This is a genomic window from Streptomyces lycii, assembly GCF_009735685.1.
GTDB classification, from domain to species: Bacteria; Actinomycetota; Actinomycetes; order Streptomycetales; family Streptomycetaceae; genus Streptomyces; species Streptomyces lycii.
Genome location: NZ_WHPN01000301.1, coordinates 42,277 through 61,551, shown reverse-complemented (window position 1 = coordinate 61,551; position 19,275 = coordinate 42,277). Strand labels below are relative to the sequence as shown.

The window sequence follows — 19,275 nt, the reverse complement described above, 5'->3', positions numbered from 1 at the left end:
ACGGCTCCGGGGCCGGTCACGGTCCCGTCCCCGGTCGCTGCTCCGAGGCCGGTCGCGGCCCCGACGCACCTCCTGGCGCCGCGCCGCCGGGCTGTGTGCTGCTGCGCGACGGCGCGGCGGGCGAGGTGCTGCTGCCGTACGCCGCCGCCGTCATCCTTGCCGACGGGGCCTGTCTGCCGATCCCGGCCGAGACGCACGTACGGGGGGCGGACGGCGGCATCGAACTGCGCGGCTCGGCGCACGGCTTCTCGGTGGAACTGCGGCTGGGTCCGCCCGTGGCCGACACGCCCGGAGAAGCCCCGGCCGCGGACGCCTCCCGGCCTGCTCCCGGGCACACCCCGGAGCACGACGGCACCGGCCCCTCGACCGGCGGGCACGGCACCCGGGCGGACACCGCCCCCGGCCGAGACACCCCTGAGTTCCCCGGCCCCGGGGACGCCCACGGGCCGCGGCCGGCGGCCGCACCCGGCGGGGACACGCTGCGGCGCGAGGCCGTGCTCACCGTGCGCCGCACCGCGGCCCCGCCGGAGGAGCCCACCGCCGTCTCCGCCGGGCTGCGGGTCGAACTGCGCCTCGGCCCCACCGACGACCCCGGCTGGCTGATCCCCGGCGTGTTCTACGGACAGAACCGGCTGCCCGAGTGCGAGCGCCCCTATCCGCGCTACCAGCGCGGCGCCCACGACCCCGGCTGCATGGTCGCCGACGCCTGGTCCTTCCGCGCCGACCGCTGCGCCACCCCCGCCGTCTTCGCCCGTGACCGCCTCGGCGGCGCCGCGCTCTCCCTGGCGGAGACCGGCGGACTCGGCCAGCAGGGCGTCGGCTTCGCCCTGCTGCCCGGCGACCGCCCGGCGCTGCGCCTGCACGCCCCGTACCGCGAGGAGCCCGTCGGCTACTACGGCTCGGCGACCCCGCTGCCGCCGGACACCCCGCTGCACACCTGGCGGCCCGGCGAGGAGCACACCCTGCGGTTCACGATCCACCTGACCGGCGCCGATCCGCACGCGTACGCCCCCGTGCTGCGCGCGCTCCACGAGCGCACCCCGGAGCCCGCCGTGCCCGCCGCCTGGACCGGCATCGAGGAGACCGCCGCGCTGGCCGCCCACGGGCTGCACCGCTGGCACTACCGCCCCGCCCCGCCGGTGCTGCTGGAGACCGCCGCCTTCGACCGCGAGGCGCTCGGCGAGCGAGGCGACCGGCAGGCCATGCACGTGTCCTGGGTCAGCGGCACCCCGTACGCGCACGCCCTGCTGCTGCACGCCCGCCGCACCGGCGACCGGGCACGGGCCGAGGCAGCCGTCGGCGTGCTCGACCACATCGCGGGCAATCTCGCGCCCGGCGGCACCTTCTGGGGCCAGTGGGGCGCCCGGCGCGGCTGGACCGCGGGCTGGACCCCCGACCCGCACCGGCTGCACGCGCGCACCCTCGGAGACGCCACGCTGTTCCTGCTGCGCGCCCTGCGCGCCGAGCGGTCCCGCGGCCACGACCATCCCGCCTGGGAGCGGGCCGTGCGCTCCAACCTCGCCGTCGCGGTCGCCGGGCAGCGACCCGAGGACGGCAGGCCCGCCGCCGCCCACCACAGCGACACCGGTGCCCCGCTGTCCCACCTGGGCGCGGCGGGGCTCGCCTGGATCGCGCCGCTGACCGAGGCCGCCGCGGCCTTCGACGCCCCGGAGCTGCTGGCCGCGGCCCGGCGAGCGGGCGCCGCCTACGCCGCCGACGTGCACGCCGAGTTCCTGTGCGGCGCGCCCGAGGACGTCTCGCTCGCCCCGACCTCGGAGGACGGCTACAACGCCGTCATCGCCTACACCCTGCTGCACGAGGCCGACCCCGGCGATCCCCGCTGGGCCGCTCTCGCCCGCCGCGCCGCGGACTGGATGCTCACGTTCCGCTACACCTACGACGTCACCTTCGGCCCGCACACCCTGCTCGGCCGCTACGGCTTCCGCACCCGCGGCGGCGACCAGGCGTCGCCCTCCAACCAGCACCTGCACGCCTTCGGCCTGATCTGCCTGCCCGAGACGGTGCGACTGGCCCGCCATCTCGGCGACCCGTACTACCTGCGCTCCGCGCGGGAGAACCTGGACTGCTTCCGGCAGTTCGTCGCCCGCGCGGACGGTGACTTCAACGCCTACCGCGGCATGGTCAGCGAGCGCTTCTACCAGACCGACTGCTTCCAGGCGAAGGGCATGCTGCTCACGCTCTCCCACGCCTGGTCGGCCGGGGTGCTGCTGTACGCCTGCGAAACGGCCCGCGACCTCCCCGAGTTCAAGGAGTCCCTGTGACCGACCGGACCACGGACCGGACCGCAGCCCCGACCACAGACCGGACCACGGACCGGACCACGGACCCGACCACAGACCGGGCCGCCGACCGGACAGCAGACCCGACCGCAGACCGGACCGCAGCCCCGACCACCGACCGGGCCGCCGGCCCCGAAGCGGCCTCCGCCGGGCACGGCACCACGCCCCCGCTGCGCTTCCCCGACGGCTTCCGCTGGGGCACGGCCACCTCCTCGTACCAGGTCGAGGGCTCCGTGCGGGCCGACGGGCGCGGCGAGTGTGTCTGGGACCGGTTCTGCGCCCGGCCGGGCGCCGTCGAGAACGGCGACACCGGCGAGGTCGCCTGCGACCAGTACCGGCGCTTCGGGGCGGACGCCGACCTGATGGCCTCCCTGAACCTGAACGCCCACCGCTTCTCGCTCGCCTGGCCGCGCATCGTGCCCGACGGCACCGGCCGGGTCGAGCGGCGCGGGCTCGACCACTACGACCGGCTGCTCGACGCGCTGCTGGAACGCGGCATCACCCCGCTCGTCACCCTCTACCACTGGGACCTGCCGCAGCCGCTCCAGGACCGCGGCGGCTGGCGGAACCGCGACACCGCCGCCCGCTTCGCCGACTACGCGGCCGTCTGCTACGACGCGTTCGGCGACCGCGTACGCGACTGGGTCACCGTCAACGAGCCGTGGATCGCCGGGGTCCTCGGCCATCAGCTCGGTCTGCACGCCCCCGGCGAGAAGGACCTCGCGGGCAGCGTCCGCGCCATGCACCACCTGCTGCTGGGGCACGGGCTGGCGGCCGGCGCGCTGCGGGCCACCGGCCGCGAGGACGCCCGCGCCGGCATCGCGTACAGCCTCTTCCCGCACACCCCGGCCACCGGCGGTGAGGCCGACCGGGCCGCCGCGTACGCCTCCGACGGCTATGTGAACCGCTGGTTCCTGGACCCGGTGCACGGCCGCGGTTATCCCGAGGACATGCGCGCCCACTGGGAGCGGGCCGCCGGGCCGCTGGACTTCGTCCACGACGGCGACCTCGACACGATCGCCACCGGCAGCGACTTCATCGGCGTGAACTACTACACCCGCCGCATCGTCTCCGCCGTCCCCGCCGACTCGGGTGACGGACCGTGGCCCTGGCGGGTCGAGCGCGGGCGGCCGGAGGTACCGCGCACCGACCTGAACTGGGAGATCGTTCCCGACGACCTCACCGCGCTGCTGCTGCGGCTGCACCACGACCACCCCGGCGTTCCGCTGATGGTCACCGAGAACGGCGGCGTCTTCGGCGACGGGCCGGGCGAGGACGGAGCCGTGCACGACAGCCGCCGGACCGCCTTCCTGCACGCCCATCTCGCCGCCGTGCACGCGGCGATCGAGGCCGGGGCGCCGGTCGAGGGCTACTACCACTGGTCGTTCATCGACAACTTCGAGTGGGCCATGGGCTACCGGCCGCGCTTCGGCCTGGTCCACCTCGACCGGGCCACGCAGCGCCGCACCGTGAAGGACAGCGGCCACTGGTACGCCCGGGCGGCGGCGGCCGGGGCAATTCCGGCAACCCCGCGTCCGCCGGGCCCGGCGAGTCCGTCCGCACCGGAGCCGGTGTGAACGGGCCCCGGCCGCCCCGCGCGGGAAGCCCGGCGCTGCGACTGCCCGGCCGCGCCCTCCCGGTGCTGTACGACACGGACGCCGCCGTGGTGGGCGGCACACTGGCGGGCACGGCGGCGGCCGTGGAACTCGCCCGCGCGGGGCGGCGGGTGGTGCTGCTGGAGCCGGGATACGACCTCGGCACCGAGCTGACGGCGGCGAACCGCCCGTGGCTCACGGTGCCCCCGGACGTGCCCGTGGACGGGCCGGCCGGCGTGCCGGGGGACGGAGCGGTGGACCGGGCGGTGGAGGAGCCGGTTGTCGACGAGCCGGTTGTCGACGGACCCGTGGACGGCACGTCGGGCGGGCCGTTGGGCGGGCCCACGCGGGACGTGGCCCCGGACGTATCTCGGGTCGTCTTCCCGGTCGTCTCCCCTGCCGTCTCCCCTGCCGTCTCCGCGGTCGTCTCCGCGGACGGATCGCTGGGCGTGCGCCCGAGGGACGTGGCCCCGGACGGGCGCACGGGCGTGCGCACGGAGGGCGTGCCCACGGAGGACCGGCGCCCCGGTGGGGCCGGGAGCCGCGGGACGGGGCGCCCGGCGCCGCACGGGCTGCTCCGCGCGCTGCTGCCCGCGGGCGCCCGGTCCGGGCAGCGGGTCGCCGTGCGCCCGGCGGCGCTCAAACTGCACCTGGAGGACGCCCTCCTCGACGCGGGCGGTCTGCTGCTCTACGGGGCCAGGGCACTGGCCGTGCACCGCCGCGGGGGAGCGGTGCGCGGGGTCGTCGTCGCGGACAAGTCGGGACGGCAACTGGTGCGCTGCCCCCTGCTGCTGGACGCCACCGGCCGGGACCCGGCGCTGCACGGCACCTCCGGTCCCCCGCCGCAACGGGGGACCGGTAGGGCCGTGTGGAGCGTCGAACTGGACGGCGCCGCGGCGGGAGCCGGGGAACTCGCCGCGCACCCCGCAGCCCGGGGCGTACCGCTGCTCGACGGTTGCCGGGGGCGCGGTCACGTGTACGCGCTGCTCGCGGTGGCGGGCGGCCGCCGCGCCGCCGTACGGGCCGCCGGCCGGCTGCTGCGCGAGCACCCGGGCTTCGCCGGGGCGTCGCTGGGCGCGGTGGGGACCGAGCCGCTGTCGGGACCGTACGGGGATCCGGCGGATAAGGCGGCCGGGCCACCGGCGACATGGCCAACGGCGGCCCGGGACGGCGTCCGGTCGGCCGCGCCGCCGCCCCGGCTGACGGACCCGGCCGGGCCGCTGCTCGACCCCCTCGACGCGGTGGCACTGGGCACGCGGCTGGGCCGTGCCATGGCGGCGGCGCCCGGCAGCGGCACCGGCGCGACACCGCCCGCGAGGCCCGGCCCGCGGGGAGCCGCGGACACCGGGACAGCAGCCAACTCGGCCCGCACCGGGGGTGCTTCGGACGCCGGGGGCCGTGCTGCCCCGGGTGCCGGGGCTGAGGTCGCTCCGTGCGTCGGGGCCGGTGCCGCTCCGGATGTCGGCGCCGGGGTCGCTCCCGGTGCTCGGGCCGGGGGGACTGCGGACGCCGGGGGTGGGGGCACTTCGGGGGCCGGGGGCGGTGCTGCCCCGGGGGCCGGGGCTGAGGTCGCTCCGTGCGTCGGGGCCGGTGCCGCTCCGGATGTCGGCTCCGGGGTCGCTCTTGGCACCCGGACCGGGGGAACCGCGGACGCCGGGATCGGTGACGCTTCGCGGGCAGAAGCCGAGGCTGCTCCGGACGCCGGTGCCGGGATCACCCCCGGCACCGGCACCGGGGCCACCCCGGGCGCGCGGGACGGAACCGCTCCGGAATCCGGCTCCGGCGAGGGGCTCTCCGCGGGCGTCCGGGTCGCCGAGCAGGACGCCCCGTGCCGCGGGCGGCCGTATGCCCGTGAGACCGTCGCCGCCCTCGTCGTCCCGCACCGCCACGCCGTGGACGTGCTGGTGGTCGGCGGCGGCACCAGCGGGGCGTCCGCCGCGCTGGCCGCCGCCCGGGAAGGCGCTCGTACGCTGCTGGTCGAGGCGGGACCCGGGCCCGGCGGCACCGGCACCCACGGCGGCGTGCACAGCTACTGGTTCGGCCGCCGTGAGGGCCACGCAGCCCGGGTGCAGGCCGCGACCCGCCGGACGCACCGGGAGCTGGGCCTGCGCGGGGGCGTCGGCCGGTGGAACATCGAAGCCAAGTCCCTCACCCTCCACGAGGAGTTGCGCGAGGCCGGGGTCACCATGGTCCACGAAGCCTCCGCGTTCGCGGCGCTGCGGGACGGCCGGCGGGTGACGGGTGCCGTGTTCAGCAGCGGGACCGGGCCCTTCGCGGCCACGGCACGGGTGGTCGTGGACGCCACCGGTGACGCCGATCTGGCCGCCTGGTGCGGCGCCCCGTGCGTACTCGGTGCTGCGGGGGTGCACACCGTCATGTGGGGCTCGCTGGCCCGGTTCGAGGTTCCCGGGGCCACGCGGAACAACTTCGGCGGGCTCGCCGACCCCACCGACGTCACCGACGCCACCCGCGCGGTGCTGGCCGCCCGGCGGCGCGCACCGGACCACCACGACCACGGCATCCGGCCCGCCGCACGCGAGACCAGGCACCTGATCGGCGAGGTCGTCCTGACGCTCACCGACCAGCTGACGGGCCGGCACTGGCCGGACACCGTCGGCGTGCACTTCTCCAATCACGACCTCAAGGGCAAGGGCGAGGCGCTGTGGCCGCAGCTCGGCCTCGTACCGCCCAATCTGGAGATCGAGGTGCCCTACCGGGCGCTGCTGCCCCGCGGGCTGGACGGGCTCCTGGTCACCGGCAAGGCGCTGTCCGCGACACACGACGCGCTCCCGGCGCTGCGCATGCAGGCCGACCTGGAGAACCTCGGTGAGGCGACCGGACTCGCGGCCGCGCGCTGCGCCGCCGCCGGGTGCCAACCCCGCGAGCTGGACGTGCCGGCCCTCCAGCGGGAACTGGTACGGCGCGGCAGCCTCCCGGCGACGGCTGTGCACACCGGCCCGGGCCGTCCCGGCGACAGCACCGATCGTCCCGGCGGCGTCGTGGGCTGCCGCCCCGGCCACTGGACCGACGGCCCCGACGGCCCCGACGGCCCCGACGGCCCCGACGGCCCCGACGACACCGTCCCCTCCGACCACTCCGGCCGTCCTGGTCACCCTGACCGCGCTGACTGCCTCGACCGCCCTCACAGGCCCGGCCGACCCGAGCACGCCCATCGCCCCGGCCACTGGGGACGTACCGCCCCCTCGGGACGCACCGCCCGCTCGGACCGTTCCGCCGGGGCCCCGGCCGCCGGAGACCCCGCCGCCGGAGTCCCGGACACCGGTCCCGATTTCGGTACCGGTCCCGGTCCCGGTCCCGGTCGCGGTTCGGGTCGCGGTTCGGGTTCCGGTCCCGGTCCCGGTCCGGGAGAAGTGGCCGGGCTGATCGCCGGGTTGCAGGCGGCGCTGCCCCTGTACGCCTACTCCGACATGGGCCGCCGCGAGGTGTTCCGCGACCGGATCCCCTTCGTACTGCTCGCCCTGGACCGGCGCCCGGACACCACCGCGGCACTGGAGCGCGCCCTGAACGCCCCCGGCACGACCGGGGAAGCCCGGACAGCCGTCGCGCAGCTGCTGACTCTGCGCGGCAACCGGGCGGGTACGGACGTACTGCTGTCCTGTCTCGCCGAGCGGCTCTCCGGTGACCGGCTGCCGCCCCGCACCTCCCGCATCCGCGAGGCCCAACTGCCGCCGGACCAGTCGGCCATGCCGGACGAGGCGTATCTGCTGCACACCCTCGGCTTCGCGCGCGAGCCGCGCGCGGTGCCGCTGTGGGAGCGGGTCGCCCGGCTGCTGGACGCCCGGGAGGAAGCCTTCCGCGACCCGGCCGCCGCCCCCTTCGCCTGGGTCGACGCCGTCTGCGCGGCCGCCGAACGGCTCGGCGACCCCGCGGCGTCGCCCGCGCTGGAACGGCTGCACGACCGGCCGTCGCTGCACGGGCAGTGGCGCACCGGCGGCATCGAGGCCGACGACCTCCAGGAGCGCCGTGCCCTGCTCGAACTGGCCCTCGGCCGCGCCCTGGCACACTGCGGCAACCCGCGCGGGCACCGCATCCTGGTGCGCTACCTCGACGACAACCGCGCCCTCCTCGCCGAGCAGGCCCACAGCAGGCTCACCGTCCTGACCGGCGCGGACCACGGCAAGGACGCCGGGGCCTGGCGGCGGCACCTGGCGGCGGCCGGCCCGCCCGGACCCCTGCCGCTCCCGTACGCGCACGACCCGCACACCGCCGATCTGCCGGCCGCGATGTTCGCGGTGCACACCGGCGGTGGCGGTACGGGAGCGGCGGCGGATCCGGAGCGAGGAGCAGTGCGGGCAGCAGCGGGAGGGTCCGGAGCTGCGAGAACAGGAGCGGACGAGGGCGCGGCAGCGGAGACCCCGGCGGACGACGGCGCAGCAGCTGAGACCTCGGCGGAGGAAGCCCCGGCGGAGGAAGCCCCCGGGGGAAAGACATCGGCAGCGAGGAACCCCGCGGTGGAGATTCCGGCGGGAGAGATCCCGGTGGCAGAGTCAGAGGCAGAAGGAGAAGAGTCATGGCTGAGCCGGTGACTTCCCCACCGGTCCCACCGGTCCCGCCTGCCCCGCCGGGCGCGACCGGCGCGACCGGTGTCTCCCGGGTGCCGGGCGAACCGTCCGGCGTCCCCGTGCTGGCCGGGCTGGACCTGGGCTCCACCCGGGTCAAGGCCGTGGTCTGCACAGCCGACGGCAGCGTGCTGGGCTCCGGGGCGCGGCCCACCCCGCTCGGCGAGGACGACGCGGACGCCCTGGTGAGTGCCGCCCTCGGCGCGCTCGCGGAGGCCGTCGCCGCCGCCGGGCGGCCACCGCTCGCCGTGGGGCTCACCGGCATGGCCGAGACCGGTGTGCCGCTCGCCCCGGACGGCCGTCCGGCCGGTCCGCTGCTGACCTGGTCCGACCCGCGCGGCACGGAACAGGCCGCCCGGCTGGTCCGCACGGTGGGCGGGCCGCACCTGCACGCGGTGACCGGTGTACGGCCCTCCGCGAAGGCCACCCTCGCCAAGTGGTGCTGGCTGCGCGAGCACCGGCCCGAAGCCCTGGAGCGGATGGGCGTCTGGTCCGGGGCCGCGGACCTGGTCGCCCGGGCCCTCACCGGACGGACCGCCACCGACCCGACCTTCGCCCAGCGCACCATGGCCTACGACGTCCACCGCGGCCGCTGGGATCCGGAACTCGCCGCGCTGGCCGGGCTGTCCACGGCGCGGCTTCCCCCCGTACGCGCCCCCGGCGAGCCCGCCGGACACGTCACCGGTGACGGTGCCCGGCGCGTGCCCGGACTGCGCACCGGCACCCCCGTCGTCGTCGCCGGGCACGACCACCTCGTCGGCGCCTGGGCCGCGGGCGCCCGCACGGCCGGTGCCGTGGCCGACTCGATGGGCACCGCCGAGGCCGTCCTCACCCTGTCCGAGCGGCCGCCCGAGCCGGCCGGCGCGCTGGCCCGCGGCATGGGCTACGGGCGGCACGCGGACGGCCGCCACTGGTACGTGATGGCCGGTACGGGCAGCTGCGGCGCGCTCACCGACTGGTGCGCGGAGCTGCTGGGGCTGCCGGGCGGCCCCGAACGGCAGCGGCGGTTCGGCGCGTTGCTGGCCGAGGCGGGCGGCGGTCCGACCGGGCTGGTCGTCGAGCCGTATCTCAGCGGCCGCACCGCCCCGGCACCCGACCCGGACCGGAGGGTGGCCGTGCACGGGCTCGGCCCCGGCGACGGACCCGCGCGGCTCGCGCTCGCCGTGGTGGAGGCGACCGCCTACCAGGCCCGCTGGATGACCGAGGCGCAGGCGGAGCTGACCGGCGTCCCGCCGGACGAGGTGGTGCTGCTCGGCGGTCCCGTCGCCCAGACGCGTTGGCCGGGCGTCAAGGCAGCGGTGACGCCGTGGCGCACCCGGGTGCTCGCCGAACACCGGGCACCCGCGGTCGGCGCGGCCCTGCTCGCCGCCCCGGCCGCCGGTCTGCCGGTGCCCGGACCCCTGCCCACCGAGACACGGGAGCCCGGCCCCGGCGAGGACCGCGAGCGCTACGACGCGGTGTACCGCGAGGCGTTCCTGCCCGCGGTCACCCGCGCGGCCGGACCCGCGACCGCGCCCGGGACCGCTGCGGCCGCCGGCCCCGCCACCGCCGCCGCCCCTCCGCGCACCGGCCGGCCCGATCCCGGCCGTACCGCCCGGCCCGGCCCCGCCCGTACCGCTCACCCCGATCCCGCCCGCACACCCAACCGGAGTCGTCCGTGACCCGTCAGACCCGTAGTCAGCCCACCGGCACCCCTGCGCCCACCCACACCGCTGTACCCACCCACACCGCTGTACCCACCCACACCGCTGTACCCACCCACACCGCTGCACCCACCCACACCGCTGCACCCACCCACACCGCTGCACCCACCGACACCACAGCACGCACCGGCACCTCCGAGCCCGTCGCGGCGCTGGCCCGTCCCGCCGGGACCTTCGCCATGGTCGCCATGGACCAGCGCGACTCGCTGCGCACGATGATGGCCGAGCACACCGGCACGCCCCGCGACGACATCGGCGACGCCCGCATGACGGCCTTCAAGCTGTCCGTCGCCCGCGCCCTCGGCCCGTACGCCTCCGCCCTGCTGATCGACCGCCGGTACGGTTTCCGCGAGCTGCTGGACCAGCGGATCCTGCCCGGGACCTGCGCTCCCGTCCTCGCCGTCGACACGCTCACCCAGGAGCCGGGCGGTCCTGTCACGGACACCGCCCTCGACCCGGCCGTGAACCCGGCGGCCGCCGCGACCGCGGGCGTACGGGCCCTGAAACTGCTGGTGATCTGGCGCCGCGACCGGCACCGCGACAGCCGTGTCGCGACAGCGGCCCGCTTCGTGGAGCTGTGCCGCGCCGCCGGGCTCGCCTCGGTCCTGGAACCGGTCGCCCGGCCCACGCCCGAGGAGGAGGCGGACGGCAGCTTCCGGCTGAACGACGCCATCGTGGAGGCCGCGGCCGAACTCGCCCCGCTGCGGCCCTCGCTCTACAAGTGCCAGGTGCCGGACGGCGGCGCGGGGACGGTGTCCGGCCTGGCCGCCGAGGCCGCCCGGATCGACGCCGTGGTCGATGTGCCGTGGGTGGTGCTCTCGCAGGGGGTCGATCCGGCCGCCTTCCCGCGGGCCGTGGAAGCGGCCTGCCGGGCCGGGGCGTCCGGCTTCCTCGCCGGGCGCGCGCTGTGGACCTCCGCGCTGGGCGCCGCCGACCCGGAGGCCGCGCTGCACGGCCCCTGTGCCGAACGCCTCCGGGCGCTCGGCGAGATCGTCGACCGGCACGGCCGGCCCTGGTGGGACGCGCGGCCGGCCGGCACCCGGCGGGGCGGTGACACCGCATGACGCGGGACCCGGGTTCCGGGACCGGACCCGGCCGGGCACCGCGCGTGTGCCTGCTGCACACCGTGGCCGCGCTCCCCGCCGTCTTCGACCCGCTGCTGCGCGAGGAGGCGCCCGGCCTCGCCCCGTACCACATGGTCGACGAGAGTCTGCTCGCCGACACCGTCGCGTACGGGCCGCTGCCCCGCACCACCGCCCGGCTCGCCTCCCACGTCCGGGAGGCCGAGGCCGCCGGCGCCCGCGCCGTCCTCGTCACCTGCTCCTCGATCGGCACCGCTGCCGAACAGGTGCGCCCGCTGGTGTCGGTGCCCGTGCTGCGGGTCGACGCCCCGATGGCCGACGAGGCCGTCCGCACCGGATCCCGTATCGGGGTGCTCGCCACGCTCGACTCCACCCTGGAGCCGACCGCCGCCCTGATCCGCCGCCGGGCGGCCGAGAGCGGCACCACCGTCACCCTCACCACCTCCACCTGCGAGGGCGCCCACCGCGCCCGCACCGCCGGCCGGCCCGGCGAGCACGACGCGCTGGTCGCCGCCGAGGCGCTCCGGCTGGCCGCCACGCACGACGTGCTGGTCCTCGCGCAGGCGTCCATGGCCGCCGCCGTACGCACCCTGCCGGACGGCGGCGTCGCCGTACCGGTCCTGACCTCCCCGCGCAGCGGTACGGCCCAACTGGCGCCGTTCGCCCAGCGGCAGGCCCCGGCGGAGGCGGGCCCGTGAGGGGCGCCGGGGCGGGCCCGGGCCCCCGGCTGGGCTGTATCGCCGACGACTTCACCGGCGCCACCGACCTGGCCGGGAACCTCGTACGGGCGGGGCACCGCACGATCCTGACGGTGGGCCCGCCGGACGGCGGCGTGGCGGACGAGGGCGCGGACGCGGTGGTCGTGGCGCTCAAGACCCGCACCGCGCCCCGCGCCGAGGCGGTGGCGGAGGCGCTGGCCGCGCACCGGGGGCTGGCCGGGCTGGGCTGCACCCGCTTCTGGTTCAAGTACTGCTCGACGTTCGACTCCACGCCGGAAGGCAACATCGGCCCGGTCACGGACGCCCTGCTGGACGCCACCGGCGCCCCGTGGACCGTCGCGTGCCCGGCGTTCCCCGACAACGGCCGCACCGTCTACCAGGGGCACCTCTTCGTCGGTGACCGGCCGCTGCACGAGACCGGGATGCGCCACCATCCGCTGACCCCGATGACCGACCCCGATCTGGTGCGGGTACTCGCGGCCCAGACCCGGCACCGGGTCGGGCTGCTGCCGCACCAGGTCCTGCGCGCCGGTGACGCCGCCGTACGCGCCCGGCTCGACCGGCTCACCGCGGCCGGAACCCGCGTCGTGGTCACCGACGTGCTCGGCAACGAGGACTTCGCCCCGCTGCTGCGCGCCACCGCGCATCTGCCGCTGCTCACCGGCGGTTCGGGCCTGGCGCTCGCCCTGCCGCCGCCACGCTCCGGGGCCGACGGGGCGTACGGGTTCGACAGGGCTGGAGGGGCCGGTAGGACCGGTGGGTCGGACGGAACCGGTGGTGTCGGCGGGGCTGGCAGGACCGGCGGAGTTGGTAGGGCTGGCGGGGCCGGTGGGGCTGACGGGGACCTGCGGGGCGACGGAGTCGGCGCGGGCACGAAGGTCGACGCCGCTGCCACGGCCACCACCACCGCTGCTGCCGCCGCTGCCACGGCCACCACCACCGCTGCTGCCGCCGCTGCCACGGCCACCACCACCGCTGCTGCCGCCGCTGCCGCAGCCGCCGCCGCGGACGGCACGTACGCCGTCGGCGCGGGCAGGGGCAGCGTCGCCCGCACGTACGCCGCCGGGGCGGGCGGGGACAGCGCCGGCGCGGAACGTGCGGGCCGCATCGAAGTGGCTGCCGGACCGGGCGCCGTGCTCGCCGGCAGCGTTTCCGACACGACCCTCGCGCAGACGGCGTACGCCCGCGAGGCGCTGCCGCACCGCAAGCTGCCGGTTGCCGTCCTGCTCGCCGACCCCGCTCGCACCGTGGCCGAGGCCGTGGCCTGGGCCCGCAGCAACGCCGGGCCGCGCCCCGTGCTGCTTTACAGCGCGGACGACCGGGCCGAAGTGCAGGACGCGCAGCGGCGGTTCGGCACCGCGGAGAGCGCGGCAGCCGTGGAACGGGCCATGGCGGCCTGCGCGCGCGGGCTGCTCGACGCGGGCACCGGCCGGCTGGTGGTCGCCGGGGGAGAGACCTCCGGGGCCGTCGCCACGGCGCTCGGCATACGGCGTTTCCGTATCGGCCCGGCGATCGCCCCGGGTGTGCCGTGGACGGCGGCCCGTTACCGGGGCCGCACCGTCAACCTCGCGCTGAAGTCCGGCAACTTCGGTGCCGAGGACTTCTTCGTCACGGCCTGGAACGCCCTGTGACACCGCCCCCGGAACTCCCACGACTCCCGCGATCCCCACAAATCCCGCGATCCCCACGACCCCCGCGATCCCCATTCCCCCCGCGATCCCCACGACTTCCGCAGAGGATCCTCATGCTCTTCCGCACCGCCCCACCCGGCGGGCCACGCCGCCCCACGGGCCCACGCCCCACCCCTGGTTCCCGCGCGCTGACGCCCTTCCTCGCCGCGCTGCTCACCCTGGGGCTGATGCCATCCGCCGCCGCGGCCCATCCGGCGGACCGGCCGGCGACGACCCGCGCCCTCGCCGGCAGCGCGAGTGCGGCCGGTGGTGCGAGTGCGGCCGGTGGTGCGGCGGGAGTCGCCGCTGAACCGGCCGCGGACGACGGCCGGGCGCTGCCGCGGATCAGCCCCCGGCCGCAGTCCGTGACGCGCCGCGGCCCCGCCGTGCCGTTGCCGCCCCGGGTGCGGGTGGTGGCACCGCCCGGCACCGACCGGCCCGCCGTGAACGCCGTCGAGAAGGCACTGCGCGAGGCCGGTGCGGAACCGCGCACCGTCACCGCACCGGCCGGACAGGCTCCCGCCCCCGCCGGTACTGCCCCCATCGACCCGGGATCAGCCGACCCGGCCGCCGCCGGCCCGGGATCCCCCGGCTCCGGACCCGCCCACGCCGCCGTCCGCTCCGCCGACCCGGAACCCGCCCCCGCCGACGCGCCAGCCGACTCCACGTCAGCCGACCCCGCGTCCGCCAACTCCGCGACGGCCGACCTCACGACAGCCGACTCCGCGTCAGCCACCTCCGGACTGTCCGCCTCCGGACTGTCCGCCCCCGGATCAGCCGTCACCGGACCGTCCGCCCCCGCTCCGGAAGACCCCCCGCGGCGCTCGCAGAACGGCCTCGCGCAAAACGGCTCCGCGCAGAACGGCCCCGCGCAGAGCGGCCCCGCGCAGAGCGCCCCCGCCCCGCTGACCGTCTGGATGACCGGCGCGTCCGGGACCCCGGAGACACGGCGGATCCTGCGTTCCCTCGGCGCGGACGGCCCGCGCGGGCTCCCGGCCGAGGGCTACGTGCTGGCGTCGGGCCGCGCCCCCGGTCTTCCGGGCGCCCAGGTCGTGCTCGCCGGCGCCGACGCCCCCGGCACGTACTACGCCGCGCAGACCTTCCGCCAACTGCTGGCACCGCGCGGCGGCGGGGACGGGCGGCCGGTGCTGCCCGCCGTCACCGTGCGCGACTGGCCGTCGACGTCCTGGCGGGGCGTCATCGAAGGTTTCTACGGCGATCCCTGGACGCACCGGGACCGGCTCCGGCAGCTCGACTTCCACGGCGAGCGGAAGATGAACACCTACGTCTACGCGCCCAAGGACGACCCGTACCACCGCGAGAAGTGGCGGGAGCCGTACCCCGCCGACACCCTCGGCGAACTGCGTGCGCTGCGCGAGCGCGCCACCGCCCGGCACGTCGACTTCGTCTTCACCGTCTCACCCGGCCAGGACGTCTGCTACTCCTCGCCCGGTGACCAGGCCGCGCTGCGCGCCAAGGCGGCCTCCCTCTGGAAGGCGGGCGTGCGCACCTTCGGGCTGTTCTTCGACGACATCGGCCGCGAGCTGCACTGCGCCGACGACGAACGGCGCTTCGGGGACGACGCCGACCCGCTCGCCGCCGCCCAGGCCCATCTGCTCAATTCCTTCCGCACGGACTTCCTCGAGCCCCGCGAGGGCGCGGGCCGGCTGCTCACCGTGCCGACCGAATACTCCGGTACGGACAGCTCCGGCTACCGGGAGCGCTTCGCCGAACTCGTCCACGACGACGTGGTGCTGTACTGGACCGGGCCCGAGGTCGTCTCCCCGGAGATCACCGCGGCCGACGCCGAAGCGGCCGCCGGGGTCTTCCGCCACGACCTGATCCTCTGGGACAACTTCCCCGTCAACGACTACCTGCCCCGGCAGTTGTTCCTGGGCCCGCTGACCGGCCGGTCGCCCGAGCTGCCCCGGCACGGCATCGCCGGGATCACCGCCAACCCGATGCCGCAGTCCGAACCCTCCAAGATCGCCCTGGCCACGGTCGCCGACTACGCCTGGAACACCGCGGGTTACGACGCCGAGCGGTCCTGGCGGGCGGCGCTGCGGGACATCGGAGGCTCCGCGCACCGGGCACTGGAGGCGTTCGCGGGCAACAGCCGCTCCTCCGACCTCGACCGCACCGAGTCACCCCGGCTCGCCGCCCTCATCGCGGACTTCTGGACCGAACACCGGGCCGGCCGGAACGGGCCCGCCACCGCCGCGCTGATCGACGCGTTCACCGCGATGCGCGACGCGCGCGACACCCTGGTCCGGGACATGGGCAACCCGCGCTTCACGGCCCAGGCGAAGCCGTGGCTGACCAAGCTCCACCACTACGGCGCGGCGGGCGCGGCGGCGACCGAAGCCCTCGCGGCGGAGACGGCCGCCGGGACGGACGGCGGCGGCACCGTGTCGTGGAGCCGGTGGCGCACCGCCGACCGGGAGGCGGCGCGGGCCCGTGAGACGTACGAGACCGTGGCGACCGGTGTGCTGCGCCGGTTCCTCACCGACGCCGGACTGGCCCGGCGCACCGTCACCGCGACCGCGCCCGGGCGCGCCGAAGCCGGGTCCGATGTGGCGCTGCGCGCGGACGTGCGGGCCGGTGACACCCCGGTGGCGAAGGTGGAGTTCCACGCCGGGTCCCGGAAGCTGGGCGAGGACGCCACCGCCCCGTACAGGCTGACCTGGGATTCCGCGCCCACCGGGCTGCATCTGGTGACGGCGCGGGCGGTCGCGGCGGACGGCGGCGCCGTGCGCTCCGCGGCGGCCCGCCTCACCGTCGGCGACCCGGAACCCGTACTGCTCCTCGTCGGCCGCGACGCGCCCGTCCCGGAGGGCGAGGAACTCAGCGCGGGCGACGCGGCCGTACGCGACCGGCTGGAGCATCTGGGGCACCCCGTCCGGGTGCTCCGGGGCGAGGACGCGGCATCCGGCGACGCCCGGGGAAAGGCGGCGGTGGTGATCTCCTCGACGCTCTCCTCGGGCGCGGTGCGGCAGAAGTTCACCGACGCCGCGGTGCCGGTCCTCGTCTGGGAGGCGTATCTCTTCGACGACCTGGGCATGGCCGGCGATCCGGGGGAGACGTTCCGGGCCTCCCGGCTGCGGATCAGCGACCCCGGCTCACCGCTCGCCGCAGGACTGGACGGCGAGGTCGCCGTCTACCGGGGCCCCGACCGCGTGCGCTGGGGCACGCCGGGCCCGGAGGCCGAGGTCGCCGCGGTGACGGCCGACGGCGACAGCCGCCCGGCGCTCTTCGGCTACCGCGCGGGCGACCGGATGGCCGAGGGCACCGCGCCGGCCGCCAGGGTGGCGCTCTTCCTGGGCGACGAGGCCGTCGACCCGGACGTCGTCACGGAGCGCGGGCTGGACCTGTTCGACGCGGCGGTGCGCTGGGCCCTGCGCTGAGGCCACGGGCCCGCCCCGGCACGTCCGTGAATCCGGGCGTGCCGGGGCGCGCGCGGTGCCGGGCCGCCGGGCGCGCCCGGGCCCGGCGGTGCGACCATGGCGCCGTACCGACGATCCCGACCCCCGGAGGCCAACGGTGACAGCACGACCGCTGGCGGTGTTCGACCTCGACGGGACGCTCGCCGACGTCCGGCACCGGCTGCACCACCTGGAACGCCGCCCCCGCGACTGGAAGGCGTTCTTCCGGGCGGCCCCGCGCGACGCGCCCCTGGAACCGGGCGTCCGGCTCGTGCGGGAGAGCACCGGGCACTGCGAGGTGGTGTACGTGACCGGACGCCCGGAGAGCTGCCGGCGCGACACCCGGGAGTGGCTCGCCCGGCACGGCCTGCCCGACGGCGACCTGCGGATGCGGGGCGCCCGTGACCGGCGTCCCGCCCGTGTCACCAAGCCGGAACTGCTGCGCGAACTGGCCGCCGGCCGCGAGGTCGCCCTGGTCGCGGACGACGACGAGCAGGTGTGCGCGGCCTACGAGGCGGCGGGTTTCCGGGTCGTACGGGCCGACTGGATGGCGCAGGCCCCGCCGGTCCTGGAGCAGGTCCAGGAGGACGAGGGCCGCACCTGAGACACCGGCTCCGCCGCCGCCCGGCGAGCAGTCCGCTCCGTCGCCCGGTGAGCCCGCCTCCGCCGCCGGTGTGCGTGCCCTGCTGCCCGGTGGGCCCGCCTCCGCCGCCGGTGTGCGTGCCCCGCTGCCCGATGGGCCCGCCCCGCCGCCGTCCGCCCTCGGCCGGTGGGCTCCCGCCCGTCCGTGCATGGCCCGCCGCCCCCCGGGTACCGCGGACGGACGGGCGGAGAGGCCGCCCCGGTAACGGCCCGGAACCGCCCGTACCGTTCCGCGGGGACGGAGCCGATCGTGACGGCGGCCGTTCCCCAACGGGTCACGGCGGCGCGGGCCACGGCGCCCGGGCCTGCCCGTGCCCGGTCAGGAGGCCGCCCATGAGTCCCGTACCGCCCCCGGGCGCCGCCGAGATCCGCTTCATCGGCAACGCCACGCTGCTCATCCGCTACGGTTCGCTCACCCTGCTGACCGACCCCAACTTCCTGCACCGCGGCCAGTACGCCTATCTCGGCAAGGGGCTGGTGTCCCGGCGGCTCGCGGACCCCGCCGTCACGGTGCGGGACCTGCCGGCGGACCTCGACGCGGTGGTCCTCTCCCATCTGCACGGAGACCACTGGGACCGGGTCGCCCGTCGCGGCCTGGACCGTTCCCTGCCGGTCCTCACCACCCCGCACGCCTCCCGCCGGCTCCAGGGCCTGCACGGTTTCAGCCGGGCGACGGGCCTCCCCACCTGGCACGAGCACGTGCTGCTGCGCGACCGGAGCCAGGTCCGGATCACCGCGCTGCCCGGCCGCCACACCCCGGGGAAGCTGCCGGGGCTGCTGCCGCCGGTCATGGGCAGCCTGCTGGAGTTCGGCGACCCCGGCGGCCCGCCCCGGCTGCGGCTGCACATCACCGGCGACACCCTGATGTTCCCCGGCGTGCACGAGATCGCGCGCCGCTTTCCCGACGTGCACCTGGCCGTCGTGCATCTGGGCGGCACGACGCTGCCGGGCGGACTCGTCGTCACCATGGACGCCCGCCAGGGCGCCGATCTCGTCGAGGCCCTGCGGCCCCGGCACGTCCTGCCGGTGCACTACGACGACTACACGGTCATGCGCTCGCCGCTGTCGGACTTCCTGCGGGAGGCCGGCCGCCGCGGCATCGCCTCGCGCGTCCTGCGCTGCGCGCGGGGCGACACCGTCACGGTCGACGCGAACGGACCGGTCGCGGCGGGGACGGGTGACGGGCACGGCCCCGGCCCCGCCGTCTGAACGAACGGGCCCGGGGCGGGGCGGAGTCCGGGAGTCCGGCGCGGCGGCGCGAACGGGCCCTCGCCCGGCCGGGCAACGCCCGGAACCGCCCGGACCGGCCTTGCCCCGCAGGCAGCAGCCCCCGGAACCGCCCGGACCGGCCTTGCCCCGCAGGCAGCAGCCCCCGGAACCGCCCGAAGCCGGCTCTGCCCGGAAGCACGAGCCCCCGGAACCGCCCGGAACCGGCTCTGCCCGGAAGACCCGAGCCCGGCCCGGATCCGAACCGCCGGCCCTGCCACCACGACCCGGAGTCCCCGGACGTCCGCTGGCCCCTCCGCGCCGGGCCGCACGCGCCGCGCGCCGGGTGCCTGACC

10 protein-coding genes are annotated in these 19,275 nt (G+C 77.3%); all 10 read left to right on the top strand.

The genetic code is table 11. From position 1 onward, the window contains the following. Positions 1-95: 95 nt before the first annotated feature. Positions 96-2,282, top strand: coding sequence for a hypothetical protein (locus GCU69_RS34385; protein ID WP_176604600.1), 2,187 nt, complete (start codon positions 96-98; stop codon positions 2,280-2,282). Further along, positions 2,279-3,877, top strand: coding sequence for a GH1 family beta-glucosidase (locus GCU69_RS17885; RefSeq protein WP_170315877.1), 1,599 nt, complete (start codon positions 2,279-2,281; stop codon positions 3,875-3,877). The genes GCU69_RS34385 and GCU69_RS17885 overlap by 4 nt, the downstream gene beginning before the upstream one ends. Beyond that, positions 3,874-8,442: an FAD-dependent oxidoreductase gene (locus tag GCU69_RS17880; protein WP_170315876.1), complete on the top strand. Its 4,569-nt coding sequence runs from the start codon at positions 3,874-3,876 to the stop codon at positions 8,440-8,442. The genes GCU69_RS17885 and GCU69_RS17880 overlap by 4 nt, the downstream gene beginning before the upstream one ends. After that, positions 8,427-10,136: an FGGY-family carbohydrate kinase gene (locus GCU69_RS17875; RefSeq protein ID WP_156206605.1), complete on the top strand. Its 1,710-nt coding sequence runs from the start codon at positions 8,427-8,429 to the stop codon at positions 10,134-10,136. Before GCU69_RS17880 ends, GCU69_RS17875 begins: the two co-directional genes overlap by 16 nt. Then, positions 10,133-11,242: a hypothetical protein gene (locus GCU69_RS17870; protein WP_218037945.1), complete on the top strand. Its 1,110-nt coding sequence runs from the start codon at positions 10,133-10,135 to the stop codon at positions 11,240-11,242. Before GCU69_RS17875 ends, GCU69_RS17870 begins: the two co-directional genes overlap by 4 nt. Continuing rightward, complete coding sequence (locus GCU69_RS17865; RefSeq protein ID WP_176604599.1) at positions 11,239-11,958, top strand: aspartate/glutamate racemase family protein; 720 nt, start codon at positions 11,239-11,241, stop codon at positions 11,956-11,958. The genes GCU69_RS17870 and GCU69_RS17865 overlap by 4 nt, the downstream gene beginning before the upstream one ends. After that, entirely contained in the window at positions 11,955-13,610 is a 1,656-nt protein-coding gene (locus GCU69_RS17860; RefSeq protein ID WP_156206604.1) for a four-carbon acid sugar kinase family protein, read from the top strand. The genes GCU69_RS17865 and GCU69_RS17860 overlap by 4 nt, the downstream gene beginning before the upstream one ends. A 227-nt stretch (positions 13,611-13,837) precedes the next feature. Beyond that, positions 13,838-17,053: a beta-N-acetylglucosaminidase domain-containing protein gene (locus GCU69_RS17855; RefSeq protein WP_156206603.1), complete on the top strand. Its 3,216-nt coding sequence runs from the start codon at positions 13,838-13,840 to the stop codon at positions 17,051-17,053. 136 nt (positions 17,054-17,189) lie between these two features. Continuing rightward, positions 17,190-17,675 (top strand): phosphatase domain-containing protein, encoded by a 486-nt coding sequence (locus GCU69_RS17850; RefSeq protein WP_235978541.1) that lies wholly within the window; start codon positions 17,190-17,192, stop codon positions 17,673-17,675. A 371-nt stretch (positions 17,676-18,046) separates the two neighbouring features. Then, positions 18,047-18,922, top strand: a complete 876-nt coding sequence (locus tag GCU69_RS17845) for an MBL fold metallo-hydrolase (protein WP_156206602.1) — start codon at positions 18,047-18,049, stop codon at positions 18,920-18,922. Positions 18,923-19,275: the final 353 nt, after the last annotated feature.